The organism is Yersinia aldovae 670-83, from assembly GCF_000834395.1.
GTDB lineage: Bacteria > Pseudomonadota > Gammaproteobacteria > Enterobacterales > Enterobacteriaceae > Yersinia > Yersinia aldovae.
In genome coordinates this window covers 3,523,094-3,539,544 of record NZ_CP009781.1, presented here as the reverse complement: position 1 = coordinate 3,539,544, position 16,451 = coordinate 3,523,094, and the positions used below count along the sequence as shown (strand labels likewise).

The following is a 16,451-nucleotide window of genomic DNA, read 5'->3' as shown; positions in this document are numbered from 1 at the left end:
CTCTTAAGCCAGACGCGGGTTAACTTTTTCTGGGTTGATGTTGAATTTCTTAATCGCATCAGCGACCACAGAAGCTTCAATTTCACCGCGTTTAGCCAGTTCACCCAGAGCAGCAACCACCACGTAAGAAGCATCAACTTCGAAGTGGTGACGCAGGTTTTCGCGGCTGTCTGAACGACCGAAGCCGTCAGTACCCAGTACGCGATAATCGCTGGCGGGTACGAAAGTACGAACCTGCTCGGCAAACAGTTTCATGTAGTCGGTAGACGCTACCGCGGGTGCTTCATTCATCACCTGAGCGATGTATGGCACACGTGGGGTTTCAGTTGGGTGCAACATGTTCCAACGCTCACAGTCCTGACCATCACGCGCCAGTTCGGTGAAGGAAGTTACGCTGTAGGTGTCAGAACCGACACCGTAGTCGTTAGCCAGAATCTGAGCAGCTTCACGTACATGACGCAGGATCGAACCAGAACCCAGCAACTGTACTTTACCGTTCTTACCTTCCAGGGTTTCCAGCTTGTAGATACCTTTACGGATACCTTCTTCTGCGCCCTGTGGCATGGCTGGCATGTGATAGTTTTCGTTCAGCGTGGTCAGGTAGTAGTAGATATTTTCTTGCGCGTCACCGTACATACGCACCAGGCCATCATGCATGATGACAGCAACTTCATATGCATAAGCCGGATCGTAAGAGATACAGTTCGGGATAGTCAGTGACTGAATGTGGCTGTGACCATCTTCATGTTGCAGACCTTCACCGTTCAGCGTGGTACGACCTGAAGTACCACCGATCAAGAAGCCGCGTGCCTGTTGGTCACCCGCAGCCCAGCACAGATCGCCAATACGTTGGAAACCGAACATGGAGTAGTAGATATAGAACGGGATCATTGGCAGATCGTTGGTGCTGTATGACGTCGCCGCCGCCAGCCAGGAAGATGCCGCACCCAGTTCGTTGATCCCTTCTTGCAGGATCTGACCTTTTTCGTCTTCTTTGTAGTAAGCAACCTGTTCACGGTCTTGCGGGGTGTACTGCTGACCATTCGGGCTGTAAATACCAATCTGACGGAACAGACCTTCCATACCGAAGGTACGCGCTTCATCAGCGATGATTGGAACAATACGGTCTTTGATAGACTTGTTCTTCAGCATCACGTTCAGCACACGCACGAAAGCGATAGTGGTAGAGATTTCTTTGTTCTGCTCTTCCAGCAAGGCGCTGAAATCTGACAATGCTGGCATTTCCAGCTTTTCAGTGAACTTAGGCATACGGGTTGGCACATAGCCTTCCAGCGCCTGACGGCGTTCGTGCAGATACTTGGACTCTTCGGAATCTTTATCGAAGGTGATATATGGCAGTTTTTCGATATCAGCATCGGCAACCGGCACATTGAAACGATCGCGGAAGTGGTGAACCCCTTCCATGTTCATTTTCTTCACCTGGTGGGCGATGTTTTTACCTTCCGCTGTTTCGCCCATGCCGTAACCTTTAATGGTGTGGGCCAGGATAACAGTCGGTTTGCCAGTAGTTTCTTGTGCTTTTTTCAGTGCAGCAAAGACTTTCTTCGGATCATGACCGCCACGGTTCAGAGACCAGATCTCGTCGTCGCTCATGTCTTTCACTAATGCAGCCGTTTCTGGGAAACGGCCAAAGAAGTGTTCGCGCACATAAGCGCCGTCTTTGGATTTGAAGGTTTGGTAGTCGCCATCCAGCGTTTCGTTCATCAATTGGATCAGTTTACCGCTGGTATCTTTACGCAGCAGCTCATCCCAACGACCACCCCAAATCACTTTCAGAACCTGCCAGCCAGCACCACTGAAGATGCCTTCCAGCTCATTGATAATTTTGCCGTTACCGGTAACCGGGCCATCAAGGCGCTGCAAGTTACAGTTGATAACGAAGACCAGGTTATCCAGTTTTTCACGGGTGGCGATGGTGATCGCACCTTTGGATTCTGGCTCATCCATCTCGCCGTCGCCCAAGAAGGCGTATACGGTCTGTGCTGAAGTGTCTTTCAGACCACGGTGAGACAGGTATTTCAGGAACTTGGCCTGATAGATTGCACTGATTGGGCCAAGGCCCATAGATACAGTTGGGAACTGCCAGAATTCAGGCATCAGTTTCGGGTGCGGGTAAGAAGACAAACCCTTACCGTCAACTTCCTGACGGAAGTTATCCATCTGCTCTTGAGTCAAGCGGCCTTCAAGGAAGGCTCGTGCGTAAACGCCCGGAGAGATGTGGCCCTGGAAGTAAACCAGATCGCCGCCGTCTTTTTGGTTACGAGCACGGAAGAAGTGGTTGAAGCAAACCTCGTAGAAGGTCGCGGAAGATTGGAAGGATGCCATGTGGCCGCCCAAATCCAGATCTTTCTTCGATGCACGCAACACGGTCATCACGGCATTCCAACGGATCGCGGAACGAATACGACGCTCCAGCTCCAGGTTGCCAGGATAAGCCGGTTCGTCTTCTACCGGGATAGTGTTGATGTAATCACGGCTGGCAGAACCTGCCGCAACACTCACACCACCTTTACGGGCCTCGCCCAAAACCTGATCAATCAGATACTGAGCACGCTCAACACCCTCTTCACGGATGACCGATTCGATCGCCTGTAGCCAGTCGCGGGTTTCGATCGGATCCACGTCATTATTTAAACGTTCTGACATGGTGGTATTCCTTATCTGTTTCTAATGGTTTATTTGGAGCCTATCTTCCTGTGCTTTAACCCCAGGCTAAAGCACGTGCCCTGGTGAAAACACCGGAAGATAGGCCCATCAGTTTATACCCGTCATACTTCAAGCTACAGGAGCGTTGGCTGCACTCACTCACCCCAGTCACTTACTCAAGTAAGCTCCGGGGGATTCATTCCCTTGCCGCCTGCCTGCAACTCGACTTATTTTGGGTAATAGTTGCCGCGTTTCGTGCTCAAAATAAGCATATAGAACCGACCCAAATGCAGGATAAGCTCTTAGTCCTTGCGCTGCTGGAGCCGACGCAAAGAACGCTCACGGCGACTGTGCTCCCGACTAAGATCCAACAGGATTTCCTCAATAAACGCCAAGTGACGGTGTGAAGCTTCGCGGGCTTTCTCTGGCTCGCGTGCCACAATCGCCTCAAAAATCCCGGCGCGGTGACTGCTTACCGTTGCCAGCATTTCTCGGCGCGAGTAAAGCAATTCAAAGTTTTGTCTTACGTTTTGTTCCAGCATTGGCCCCATACAACGCAGTAAATGCAGTAACACCACATTATGCGCAGCTTCTGTGACGGCCACTTGATACTGCATGACAGCATCAGCCTCGGCATCCAAATCGCCGTTATCCTGCGCTTGCTGAATAGCAGTATGGCATTCACGAATGCGTTGCAGGTCTTCATCGGTACCACGCAGTGCAGCATAATAGGCAGCGACACCCTCGAGGGCATGACGGGTTTCTAACAAATCGAATTGTGATTCTGGATGGTCGGCCAGCAGTTCAGCCAGCGGATCGCTAAAGCTTTGCCACAGATTGGTTTGCACGAAAGTGCCTCCCCCCTGACGGCGCAACAACAACCCCTTGGCTTCCAGGCGCTGGATGGCTTCTCTCAAAGAAGGACGGGAAACATCAAATTGCTTCGCCAACTCGCGCTCAGGCAGTAACTTCTCACCCGGGCGTAGCGTCCCTTCCAAGATCAGGTATTCGAGCTGCTGCTCGATGACATCTGACAATTTGGGCTGACGTATTTTGTTGTAGGCCATATTTTCTGTAAGTCGCGCTGTTAGCCGTATTGAGTGAATCGTCTCTGCGAGAGGCTAGAAGTCAATTGGTAATACCAATTTCAAAAACGTGACGATAAAGTAACAAAGTATTCACTAGCTGTCCAGACGGACCTTGACCGAAATCATGAAACCTCGCACATTTTAACAACTTCACTGATAAAGCATCGCAAAGTGATAACGTAGTGGTGGTAATACCATTACCTAACCGTAGCGCGTTTTAACTTTAATGAAACGGGTAATTAGGCAAGCTGAAGCGTGAAAGTTATTTTATTTTCGCCTTTTTATTCGTTATTTATGATTTTAAATTCAGTTAAGACTAAGAAGGTTCTGTCTTACCCCACTCCCTTACCTGAGAGTAGATCAGACCATAATAAAAATCGCTCACTGAGCTTTTTTTGTTCGATAAATCCACATTGCAGCACTTTATGAAAGTCACCGCTTAATCACGTATCAACATTTTTCTTCGTGTTTTACATAAAACTTGGCCGTTTAAAACAAAAAGCGGATGCAATAATTCCCGCATACCACTATTCTCTTTCAAACGGTAGCCTAAAGAGAAAATTCCCAATAAAGCAACCGTAAATAAAACAATACGAATAGTGTAATCAAAACCTTACGCATAGCAAAAGGCACCGATTTATACCGAATAGATTTCAAAATGCAGGAAGGCGGCAAACAAAAACCCGGCCAAAGAATGGGCCGGGCAATACGTTCAGCCAACACCTCTGTAGCTTGAAAGGTAACGGGTTTGCCCGCTAGAAGTGACAACGACAGAGGATGCAAGAATGAGTGTTCAACAGGAAGGTGCAGAGCTAAAACGGGGGCTTAAAAACCGCCACATACAGCTTATTGCCCTCGGTGGCGCAATAGGGACTGGGTTGTTTCTCGGTATCGCGCAAACCATTCAGATGGCAGGGCCTTCAGTGCTACTGGGGTATGCCATCGGCGGTTTTATCGCGTTTCTGATTATGCGCCAGCTAGGGGAAATGGTAGTGGAAGAGCCGGTAGCCGGCTCATTTAGCCATTTTGCCTACAAATATTGGGGTAATTTTGCCGGTTTTGCCTCCGGTTGGAACTACTGGGTACTCTACGTGTTGGTGGCAATGGCCGAACTGACCGCAGTGGGTATCTATGTGCAATATTGGTGGCCGGAGATCCCAACATGGGTCTCTGCCGCGGTATTCTTCCTCGCGATTAATGCCATCAATCTGGCAAATGTAAAAGTGTATGGTGAGATGGAATTCTGGTTTGCCATCATTAAAGTGGTCGCTATCATTGCGATGATTGTATTTGGCGGCTGGCTATTACTGAGCGGCCAGGGTGGCCCGGAAGCCACTGTCACCAACTTATGGGCACAGGGCGGTTTCTTCCCCAATGGCATCATGGGGTTAGTGATGGCAATGGCGGTAATAATGTTCTCCTTCGGTGGACTGGAGTTAGTGGGTATTACCGCCGCAGAAGCAGAAGACCCAGCTAAAAGCATCCCAAAAGCGACCAATCAGGTTATCTATCGTATCCTATTGTTCTATATCGGTTCTCTGGCAATTTTGTTGTCACTTTACCCGTGGGGCAAAGTGGTGGAAGGCGGCAGCCCGTTTGTGCTGATCTTCCATGCATTGGACAGTAATATCGTCGCCACGATATTGAACGTCGTGGTATTGACCGCCGCATTATCGGTCTACAACAGTTGTGTTTACTGTAACAGCCGCATGTTGTTCGGTTTAGCCAAGCAAGGTAATGGCCCGAAAATGCTGCTAAAAGTAGATGGTCGCGGCGTGCCCGTGATTGCCATTGCGGTTTCAGCATTCGCCACCGCTTTCTGTGTACTGATTAACTATCTGATTCCGGGCCGCGCGTTTGAATTGCTGATGGCATTAGTGGTATCCGCACTGGTGATCAACTGGGCGATGATTAGCCTCGCACACTTGAAGTTCCGTGCGGCGAAAAACCGTCAGGGCGTTGTCCCGCAATTCAAAGCATTCTGGTATCCGTTTAGTAACTATCTGTGCTTGGCCTTTATGGCCGGTATTTTGGTGATTATGTTTCTGACACCGGGTATTCAGATTTCGGTGCTGTTAATTCCAGCCTGGGTGGTGGTATTAGCGGTGGGTTATATCCTGAAAAATCGTAATCAGCGCGCAAAATTCTGATAGCAGAATGTAGCCGGTTTTTCGGGTAAATCTGACAAAATAGTCCTTTCAGGCCAGCTTCCAGTGCTGGCCTGTTTATTTTATTGTTTAGCAAAAATAAACCAACCGCCACAATAAAACTCCCCGCCCAATTTAACTGTCTGATTTACCGCTAAAGCGGAAGGTAATGGTGCAATTAATCATCCAATCCAGTTCGGTCATGCTTATATGTTAAATTTCCAATCTGTTTTTTGTCGATCTGATCACACTTTGATGGCGATGACTCGTTTGTCCATCTCTACAACCATTAACTTCTGATGTCTCCGCCATTAGAACAGCAATAATCCATCCCCAATGACAGTTTCTGATCCATAACGGAGAGAATATCCATGACCACTGCACTTACCGTAAAAGAGAAGATCGGATATGGGATGGGGGATGCAGGCTGCAATATGATTGGTGGTGCAATCATGCTGTTCCTGAACTATTTCTACACCGATATTTTCGGTCTGGCACCTGCACTCGTGGGGGTTCTGCTACTGTCAGTGCGGGTTTTGGATGCCATCACTGACCCAATAATGGGGGCAATCGCGGATCGCACCCAAAGTCGCTATGGCCGCTTCCGCCCTTATCTGTTGTGGATGTCTCTGCCTTATGTCTTATTCAGTGTGCTGATGTTTACTACCCCTGAATGGACTTATAACAGCAAAGTGATCTATGCCTTCGCCACTTACTTCTTAATGTCATTGTCTTACACTGCCATTAATATCCCTTATTGTTCATTGGGTGGCGTGATTACCTCTGATCCGAAAGAGCGCGTCTCTTGTCAGTCATACCGCTTTATCATGGTCGGGATTGCGACATTGATATTATCAATGACATTGTTACCGATGGCGGAATGGTTCGGTGGTGCGGATAAAGCACGCGGCTATCAAATGGCAATGGGCGTGCTGGCAACCATCGCCTTCTTTATGTTTTTGTTCTGTTTTATGACAGTAAAGGAACGGATCAAACCCGCCATTCCAACTAACGATGCCCTGAAATCCGATCTGCGCGATGTGTGGAAAAATGACCAGTGGGTGCGCATTCTGTTGCTGACCTTCTGTAACGTCTGCCCCGGTTTTATCCGCATGGCGGCCACCATGTATTACGTCACTTATGTCATGCAGCAATCCTTCTCGTTCGCCAGCCTGTTTATCAGCCTGGGGGTGATTGGCATGATGATTGGCAGTGCGCTGGCCAAACCGCTAACCGATAAGTTCTGCAAATTAAAGGTGTTTTTCTGGACTAATATTGTGTTGGCGATTTTCTCCTGCGGCTTCTATTTCCTCAATCCGCACCTGACATCACTGATTGTCGTAGCCTACTTCCTGCTCAATATTTTGCATCAAATCCCCTCGCCGCTGCACTGGTCACTGATGGCCGATGTGGATGATTATGGTGAATGGAAGACCGGCAAACGCATCACTGGCATCAGTTTTTCAGGCAATCTGTTCTTCTTAAAAGTGGGTCTGGCCGTGGCGGGTGCGATGGTCGGTTTCCTGCTATCTGCCACCGGTTATCAGGCTGATGCCATCAATCAGGCACCGAGCGCATTAAACAGTATCGTGCTGTTATTTACTGTGATTCCAGGAATTGGCTATTTAATTACCGCCGGTGTGGTGCGGTTGTTGAAAGTGGATCGCAAACTTATGCAGCAGATTCAAATCGATCTGGAAAAACGTCGCCACAATTACCAAGAATTGAGCGACTATCGCCTCGGTAAACAACTGGAAGCTAAATAAGATTAAGGAATTGCCATGAGTGAGCATCACTACCCTAACCCCTTGATTGAACAGCGGGCTGATCCATTTATCTATCGGCACACGGATGGTTATTACTATTTTACCGCCTCGGTACCTGAATATGATCGCCTCGAATTACGCCGTGCAAAATCACTGATAGGTTTAGCTCAGGCAGAGGCAGTAACGGTGTGGCATAAGCCACAACAAGGCCCAATGAGTGCCTTGATCTGGGCACCTGAACTGCATTTTATTGCCGGTAAATGGTATATCTATTTCGCAGCGGCCCATTCACCTGACATTGCCGACGGCTTATTCCAACACCGCATGTTTGCTTTAGAGTGCGATGCGGCCAATCCGCTAACAGGCAACTGGGTTGAGAAAGGGCAAATCATCACCCCGTTGGATACTTTCTCACTGGATGCCACCCATTTTACCCATCAAGGCAAGCACTACTATTTATGGGCGCAGAAAGATCCGGCCATTCGTGGTAATTCAAATCTGTATTTAGCTGAGATGGCGAACCCGTGGACGCTACAAGGTGAGCCGGTGATGCTATCTAAACCCGAGTTACCCTGGGAAATCATAGGCTTTTGGGTAAACGAGGGGCCAGCGGTTATCAAACATGGTGAACGGATTTTTATCAGTTATTCCGCCAGTGCCACTGATGAAAACTATTGTATTGGGTTGTTATGGGCGGATATTAACGCTGATGTCATGGATGCCGCGCAGTGGCATAAACTGCCCGCACCGGTGTTTCGGACGCATTACCAAAATCGTCAATTTGGCCCCGGACACAATAGTTTTACCGTCAATGAGCAAGGAGAGGATGTATTGGTGTATCACGCGCGTAACTACACAGAAATTGAGGGCGATCCACTTTATGATCCTAACCGCCATACGCGATTAAAAACAATAAGTTGGGATAACAATGGGATGCCGCTATTTGGCGAACCGCCGGCGGATAAATACTGACTGAGGGGGCTGTTGGCATCGCGGCGTAGACAAAATAGAAAAGAGGGCTGCACGGTAGGCGCAGCCCTCTTGTTTTTCTTATATTCTCCGGCAGCGGAGTTAATTCATACTATGTAAACGCTGACTAGTTGGGTATAAATCCATCAGACTGGTCAATCCCTTTATTTTTAGAACTATTGCTACCATCCCAATATAAATATTTGGGGGTTTTATAGTTATAAGTCTTGCCCATATATTCAATTTTCATAAGCGTATAAATGTCACCATTATCTTTTTTTACACACCAAGCATCTAATACATTGCTACCTCTTCCATTATAACTATTAAATAGTTCCACTTTATTTTTAGCAAGAATATGGTCTACATCATCACCATCACGAGGTGTATCAGCCCACATTCCAACGATTGTCAACGGATGCAATAATTCCTTATCAAGCTTAACCGTCAGCTTCCAATTAACTTTGGAATAAGGAATGGCTGTCAGGTCAGGTACTACGGGACAAGTATCCCGCGTCGAGTGATCACTGTTATGTAATGTATAATTTTTAGTGACAAACGCGTCTCTCCAAATTTCATTTGGCTTAAAGGTATTCTCTACACTAACACTCCCTTGCACTGGAATATCGGCAGTATCGTTGAGAACGCCATGAGTAACCGCTTTAAATTTCAGTGACATATTTAACCACTCACGTTTTGGCATAAATTCAAACTCAGTTGTTGTACTGGCCCCGCCCATATTCAAAGTTTTCTTCTCAAGTTCCTTATTATCGCCCAATAAAATAACAGTAGCAGAATTTGCTCTTTCATATTCCACATCTGAATTTCTTAGTATTACTTTTAAGCTATCATCAATAAACACCGGTGACCATACACTCGCATTTTCCACCACTCGACCATTGCTTTTTACTCGTGTGGAGCTTGTGACATTTGGCTTACCATAGACGAACAGATCGTAATGGGCTGATTGCTCTTCATACCAATCATTACCCAGCACTTTCAGCGTAATCCGAGTTTTCCCACCTTTGCCTCTAATCTCCACTTTGTTATTACCAGAGTTCACCCGTGCAACACTGGTATCACTCGATGACAATTCAGTTCGTAACTGAGCATTGGGCGTGAGTGTTTGCTGAAGATTCAGCAAGTCAACGGTATTCTGTGCTACACCGATATCTTGTGAGCTTTTAACAAAGCTGATTGACTGCTTAAATTTCCTCAAATCTAGGGTATAACGGCTCTCACTATGCTTGAAACGCTCATTTTCCTCAGAAATCACCGTTATTTGCGTGGTGCCTGGTTTGACTAATTTCACTACACCTGAGGCATTAACAGAGGCGACATCTGTATGGCTACTTTCCCACTTCAATACCAGATCTTTCACCTGCACATCAGAATTTGATGATTTAGCATCCTGAGGCGTTGCAGTATCTCCCCATGTTAATGATTGTGTATTAGTACTAAAGGTAAGTTTGGGATCCGCTTTGTCCACCGTCAACTGATAACTGGCCGTCCCCATCGCATATTTTTCAGTTGGCGACGTATAGACTGAAATATTTACTATGCCTGCTTTGAGCAGTTGAATTTTACCACTGGCTAAATCAACTTTAGCCACTTCCGTATTACTGCTGGTCCAGTTAGCGGTAACCCCAGAAGGTAAACCATTAAGAGACTGTATTTGTTCTACTTTTTGGGTATAGACTCTCGATATTTGCTTATTCCCAAAACTCAACTGTGGAATAACATTCCCCACCATCAGTATCGGTTGCTGAGTCAAATTCTTACCGTTAATACTGGCAATAAATTTGGTATCCCCTTTGATTTTAGCGGTAACTTCAGAAGTGTAAGTCCCATCACCATTATCTTTCATTGGGTTATCACTCATGGTTAAGCCTTTCAGACTATTAGTATCTTTAATATTAACCGTCTGCCCGATTAATAAGTTACCAAACTTATCTTTTAGCGTGGCAGTTAACTTAGCTACAGTTTGATTACTGGCATCAATGTTCCCGCTATCTATCACAAAACTAGATTTGCTTGGGTCCATATCCCCTGCGATACTGTTGACAATCGGTACCGTTATCTGAGCAGAGTTCTTATTACCTCTAACCCATACATCCATTTTATATTCACCCAGACGATTTGCTGTCAGACTGGTTTCAGCGATGCCCATCGCGTTGGTGTAGCTCTGGCCATCATACGTCCCTTCGCCCTTCGCTAAACTCCACGAAACCGGGTAGTTCTCCAACAGATTTTTATTGTCATCCACAACCTCAACGGTATAAATCACCTGATCAACATCATTCGCTTTAAACGTCGTTTTGTTTACGCTAATTGCCTGTAATTTAGCCGTCAGCGTATCCCCCACAATCTCCACATTGACTGTTTTTAATACGTTATTCTCAACAGAAACACTGACAGCATGATTACCGGCCTTAGTCCCTGTGATCTTGACCAAATAGCCACCAGACGGATTATCGCTGGTATTAATTGTCAGACCATTTTCCCCACTTTTTGGTGATGTGGTTATCTGGCCTGCCAGATTAGGTAACGAATTGCCTTTGCTGTCACGGATATCCACCTGAATAGTGGCAATATCTAAATTACCAGCAATGATTTTTCCTTGCGTAAACTGAATGCTGGATTTACTGATATCCACGCCACCACGGCTAAATTTAACTGCGGTCGCCTTCAAACTGTGATTGTTGACCGTGGCAGTGACCAGAGCATCACCTTGCATATCACGGCTGATTTCCATTTCTGCAACACCGGCACTGTTGGTTAGGCTAGTCAACGTGGTACTACTCATCAGGGTGTCGCGGTTGACTGACCAATGCACCGGAATACCTGCACCTAACTGATTATCGTTAACATCTGCAATAGTCGCCTGATAAGTCACTTTATTGCCCACGATAAGAGGCCCGAAGTTCAATGGCTTCACGCCAGCAATCTTGGCGCTGCTCTCATCAGCAATAACGTTCAACTTCTGTTTAGCTAACTCTTTACCTTCGAGCATAGTAACAATTTCACCGTTCCCCGCTTTAGTGCCGGTGATGGTTGCGCTATACACACCGTCAGGCCCTTCAGTAAATTGGCTCGGCAAAGCCAGCCCCGTTAAGCCAATTGCAGTGACGTTAATTTTCCCACTCTGGCCAGTTAATGGGTTGCCGTTGAGGTCATTGACCTTAACCGTCACTTTGGTGGTAGTCACACCATCCGCCACCAGATCCGCAGAGGATAAACTACTGGTTGAGTGATCTTTCGAAATATCACCGGCAATAAAGCTCACTGCATCTGCCGTTATTTCACTGTTACTGCTGACAATAGCCGTTACCTTGGTACTACCGGCTTGTTTGCTGGTCAGGGTGGCAGTTGTCACACCCGATGCATTGGTTTTGGTCATTGACACCATGTCACCAACATCGGTTCTCCAGCCTACAGAAACATTAGCTAGTTCCTTGTTATTTAAAGCATCTATCACGGTTGCGGTATAAGTAATACTTTCCTTGCCGTCAGCTTTAGCCGTGGTCTGATTTCGCGTAACTGATTGTAATTTTGCAGTTGAATGATCAGCCTGTAAGGTTAGCTGTTGTGTTTTATTCACATTGTGGCCCGTAACTGTGGCCATCAAATCCACCGTACCTTCCTTCGTGCCCTTGATCTCAGCTTCATAAACCCCTTTTACCGTGGTTTCAGCAATGGCTCCGACTGTTACATAGTTGGCTACTGACTGAGTGACCTTAATCTGATTCGCCAGACCCGAAACTGGGTTGTGATTAGCATCGCGCAGCGTAAATTTCAGCGTGGCATTTTGCTTATCATCAGCAATAATAAGCTTTGGCAGTAATAACAAGGATGAGTTGGCATTAACAGGTGTTACCGCGACAAACTCAGCCTCATTAATACTTTTCACCGGAATTTTTGCATTATCACCTTCATTTAACGCTACCGAAACTTCAACCTTACCAGCCTGTGTACCCGTGATGGTTTGAGTACTCATACCTTTGGAATCGGTGGTGGTCTGGTTGGTAACCTTATTGATATTGCTGTTCCAGCTTAGAATCATCCCGCTAACCGGGTTACCGTTAATATCTTCAACTGTCGTTACATAACTGACAAAATCAGAGCCATCAGGTGCTGGCTGGTTGTTACCTTTTACCACCACAGTCTTGATCACTGCCGTCTGGCGATCAGCATTAAAGCTAATTTGATCAGCAAGATCCGTGGCATTGTTAGCCAGCGTTGCCTGAACCTGAGTGCTACCGGCTGCCGTGGATGTTACTGCTACTGTCGCTTTACCATCTGAATCAGTCTTGCTACTCGCCGGTGAATACTTGACGACGTGATTATTAACCGTACTCCAGGTTATATCTGCATCCCTAACCGGATTGTGGTGTTTGTCTAACACAATAACGTTATAGGTAACGGTATCGCCGCCATTAGCAACGTAAACATGCTTATTGACGGGTGTTATGGCGATGGTCGCAGTGCTACTATCCGCCGTAAATTCAACCTTGGCCGATGATGTAATTGGAACCCCATTAACCGCGGCCTTAACCTTGGCAAAACCCGCCTTAATACTGGCCAGTGCTACACTAGCTTCACCCTTACTATCCGTAGTAGTCACTGTTGTCGTTGTCTGCGACGAAGTAAATTCACCCAAGTCGGTTTCCCAGAGAACCTGACTGTTCGGCACAATATGACCTTTGCTGTCTTCCACTAATACCGTATAGCTGACGGTTGCCACACCATTGGCAATAAGCGCTTGATTGCCAGGTGTCAGAAATTTAGAAATACCTGCGGTAGCAGTATCAGCGCTGAATGTCAGCGTTTGGTTGTCTTGGTTAATTAACAAATCCTTTGCAACTACCTGTGCGCTAACAGAAGCATCCCCCACTTGAGCACTGGCAACTTTAATCTCTGACTCACCCTGAGAATTAGTGTGAGTTTTTGCTGAAGCAGGACTGAACTTCACCTTATGGCTGGGCGTACCCCAGAAAATTTCTTCATTTTTAATCGGGTTATTGTGCGCATCAACAATTTTGGCTGTGAGAGTAATCCAATCATTATCATTGGCTGCGGCCTTAATCTTGCCCGCAGGAAGTAACGTAATTTTGGCACTTTGACGATCGGCAATAAAGGCCACATCACTGGCGTTATAACGCGTGCCACCGATAGTCGCGGTCACTTTAGCCGTGCCTGCCTCGGTACTCACCAGTTCAATAAAGGTTTCCCCATTGGCACCGGTGGTCGTTGGGCTAGCCTGGATGAATGTACCGATATTGCTCAACCATTCCACGGCGGCTGCGGGAACAACATTGCCCTGCTTGTCCGTCACTTTCAGTTTATAAACGGTTTTATCTGTGCCATTAGCCACAACTGATGTGGCCGTGACCGTAAAGTCACTGGCTTTCACCGTCATGGTGCTGTTATCTGCCTTTATTTCAATCGCACCCGCCTGAACAGGTGTTGAAGTGCCTACTTGCACTGTAATATTGGCAGTTCCTGTCACGGTTGAGCTGAAATTGTTTTCTGCAATACCGTGCTCGTTAGTAATACTGGTGACGTGCTCAAGGCCTGGCGAATTTAAATCGCTTACCCATGTCACTTCAACACCCGGCACCGGATGACCAAATGCGTCAGTCACTTGCACTTCAAGTTTGGTTTTATCCGCAGCATTGGTGGTAATTGATGGCGTAGAAATAGAAACAGATGCGCTGCTATGAATCGTCGCAGTAGTGGCATCGGCAGATTGGGTCAGAATAAGTGGATTTAGCTGAACACCACGCACCGTCGGAGTAATTTCAAAACGCCCAACCGAACTACCGCTGGTGACTGCAGCTTCATAAACGCCGGTCTGAATTTCCTGTGCATCACCGATCACCACCGGAGTGAAACTTCTGGCTCGAGGAACATTGCCAGTGACATCGCGAACTGCAAAAGTGATATTGCCCGCAACACCGCTGACCGGTTTACCTGCATCGGTCTTTAATGCAAGCTGAAGTATGGAACGACTGGTTGCATTTGCTGGCAATGTAGGCGGTGTTAATGAAGAAATACTATTTACACTGTTAATATTCACGCCGGTAACGTAAATATTCGTTGAGCTGGAAACAGAGTAATTGCCTTTCTTATCAACCGCACGACCGCTTAATACATAAGCATTCGCCGCACCGTCAATATAAGGCGGCAAAGCGACGTGATAGGCCAAATTGCCCTGACTGCTCACTTGCCCACCGGCCTGAATCACATCGGCGGCATCCCACTCGATACGATCCAAACCATGACGGGCATTAAAGGTATAATTTATCGGTAAGACCTGTGCCTCTTTCCCACTGATTTTTTCAGGTAAATTTAATGTCACTACCTGCTGCTTACGGTATTCCAGCACGATATTGTTATTGCGATCGACCAAATCCATACGGCTACCTGCCAGAGTCCGGGTCGCTTGTACTGCCGCGGGATCTATCTGCTTCTGCCAAGGCGTATTTATTTCGTAATTAACGGCTAAATTCAAGCCGGTTTTATTTTTCCCACCATTACCAATCGTGTGATCAAGACCTAAGCTCACCAGTGGAATTGGGGTATAGCTCACACCAGCAGTTAATGCTGATGGGTTTTTCTGCCGTTCATTAATGCTAAACAAGGCAACTTCGTTGCCGAAGTATTGCTCATACATCAGTTTCCCGCCTAACTGCGGGTAATGAGGTAAATAGGCTTCTGTGCGAATATCATAGCCATTAGCCGCTCGCTCGTCATAATCTTCCAACCGAGTTGAATTCTTCCAGCCACCCAAGCGATGATAACTGTTCGCCGAAAGCTTAACGTAATCCCGCGCCAATTCGCCGCCGAACCCTACGCGCCGATGAGCATTGCCTGATATTTGTTGATCAAAGAAAATGTTATAACCGAACATCCAGTCAGATACATAATGGCGTTGCCCCAACCCAATATTCATAATATTGCGTTGATCAATACGACGAAAACCAAACTGGCTGAAGGCTAACTTCTCAGGTTGGTCATAAAGGGGAATAAATAAATCCACTTCTGAACCACTGAAGTCATTCTTATCGTCAGCTTGCAATTTAACCTGGGCTTGACCGATATGGCCTAACCATTCCTCGACTGTTTTTGCCGTGGAAGATAACAACATCCCCTTAGCTAAACGAGAGAATGTACCTACGCGGTCCTCGCTGCTTAACGAATTCCCAACCTGTGACAAATGAGAAGCAACCATAGAGGCTTGCTGCGTCGCTTGTTGCTCTTCTTCTTGGTTAGGAATATAAACAACCGCACCGTACTTGACTGCGTCAAAAGCACTGCGGTTATTATATAAATTGATGTTTAACGCCCAAAGCTCATCCACAGATAAGCCATAGTTTGATGCCACCGATTCAAGTGTATCGGTTGGAGTGAGCGTATAAAGTCGCTTAAAAAGCACTGTTTTTTTCGTAATATCACTGTTCGCCTGAGTGCTGAAACTCATCGAATACAGTGGAAGTGTGCTTAATAATATTTGTAAAAAAATTTGCGCATAGGCAATGGTTTTCTTGATAAAGCCACTGCCTAAGTAACGTCCTATACCTTTAAAAATTGAACTCATTATAATATTCCTGATTTGTTATTGGCATAATCAAACCCGCATTAATTCAAATCAATTTAAAATATAAATACAGATTAAAATAAGTTGAGTAACGCATGGGCAAATAAGCCAATAGAAATTGGTCAGGCAAATGATATGGCAAATAGAAAAATCATAAAAAGGAATAGCTCGGAATTTAATCGAACTATTAAAATCAGAGGATGGTACAGATGTA

At 46.5% G+C, this 16,451-nt stretch carries 6 protein-coding genes; 3 read left to right on the top strand and 3 right to left on the bottom strand.

What is annotated here, in order from left to right; all coding sequences use genetic code 11:
* Window positions 1-3: 3 nt before the first annotated feature.
* Window positions 4-2,667 (bottom strand): pyruvate dehydrogenase (acetyl-transferring), homodimeric type, encoded by a 2,664-nt coding sequence (gene aceE, locus AT01_RS15900; RefSeq protein ID WP_004705259.1) that lies wholly within the window; start codon window positions 2,665-2,667, stop codon window positions 4-6.
* Between the two features lie 302 nt (window positions 2,668-2,969).
* Entirely contained in the window at window positions 2,970-3,734 is a 765-nt protein-coding gene (pdhR, locus tag AT01_RS15895) for a pyruvate dehydrogenase complex transcriptional repressor PdhR (protein WP_004705257.1), read from the bottom strand.
* Between the two features lie 806 nt (window positions 3,735-4,540).
* On the opposite strand from pdhR, the gene AT01_RS15890 reads away from it, so the two are divergent.
* The 3 genes from AT01_RS15890 (at window position 4,541) to AT01_RS15880 (ending at window position 8,640) form a co-directional block, all read left to right on the top strand.
* Window positions 4,541-5,905, top strand: a complete 1,365-nt coding sequence (locus AT01_RS15890) for an amino acid permease (protein WP_042547828.1) — start codon at window positions 4,541-4,543, stop codon at window positions 5,903-5,905.
* A 368-nt stretch (window positions 5,906-6,273) separates the two neighbouring features.
* Window positions 6,274-7,668, top strand: coding sequence for a glycoside-pentoside-hexuronide (GPH):cation symporter (locus tag AT01_RS15885; RefSeq protein ID WP_042547827.1), 1,395 nt, complete (start codon window positions 6,274-6,276; stop codon window positions 7,666-7,668).
* A 15-nt stretch (window positions 7,669-7,683) separates the two neighbouring features.
* Window positions 7,684-8,640, top strand: coding sequence for a glycoside hydrolase family 43 protein (locus tag AT01_RS15880; protein ID WP_042547826.1), 957 nt, complete (start codon window positions 7,684-7,686; stop codon window positions 8,638-8,640).
* 124 nt (window positions 8,641-8,764) lie between these two features.
* Here the strand turns inward: AT01_RS15880 and AT01_RS15875 are convergent, their stop codons facing one another.
* A complete protein-coding gene (locus tag AT01_RS15875; RefSeq protein WP_042547825.1) occupies window positions 8,765-16,237 on the bottom strand; it encodes an inverse autotransporter beta-barrel domain-containing protein in 7,473 nt (2,490 codons plus the stop codon).
* Window positions 16,238-16,451 lie beyond the last annotated feature (214 nt).

Coding starts and splice junctions, on each gene's coding strand:
- AT01_RS15880 (WP_042547826.1), top strand. CDS start 7,684: ATGAGTGAGCATCACTACCCTAACCCCTTGATTGAACAGCGGGCTGAT.
- pdhR (WP_004705257.1), bottom strand. CDS start 3,734: ATGGCCTACAACAAAATACGTCAGCCCAAATTGTCAGATGTCATCGAG.
- aceE (WP_004705259.1), bottom strand. CDS start 2,667: ATGTCAGAACGTTTAAATAATGACGTGGATCCGATCGAAACCCGCGAC.
- AT01_RS15885 (WP_042547827.1), top strand. CDS start 6,274: ATGACCACTGCACTTACCGTAAAAGAGAAGATCGGATATGGGATGGGG.
- AT01_RS15890 (WP_042547828.1), top strand. CDS start 4,541: ATGAGTGTTCAACAGGAAGGTGCAGAGCTAAAACGGGGGCTTAAAAAC.
- AT01_RS15875 (WP_042547825.1), bottom strand. CDS start 16,237: ATGAGTTCAATTTTTAAAGGTATAGGACGTTACTTAGGCAGTGGCTTT.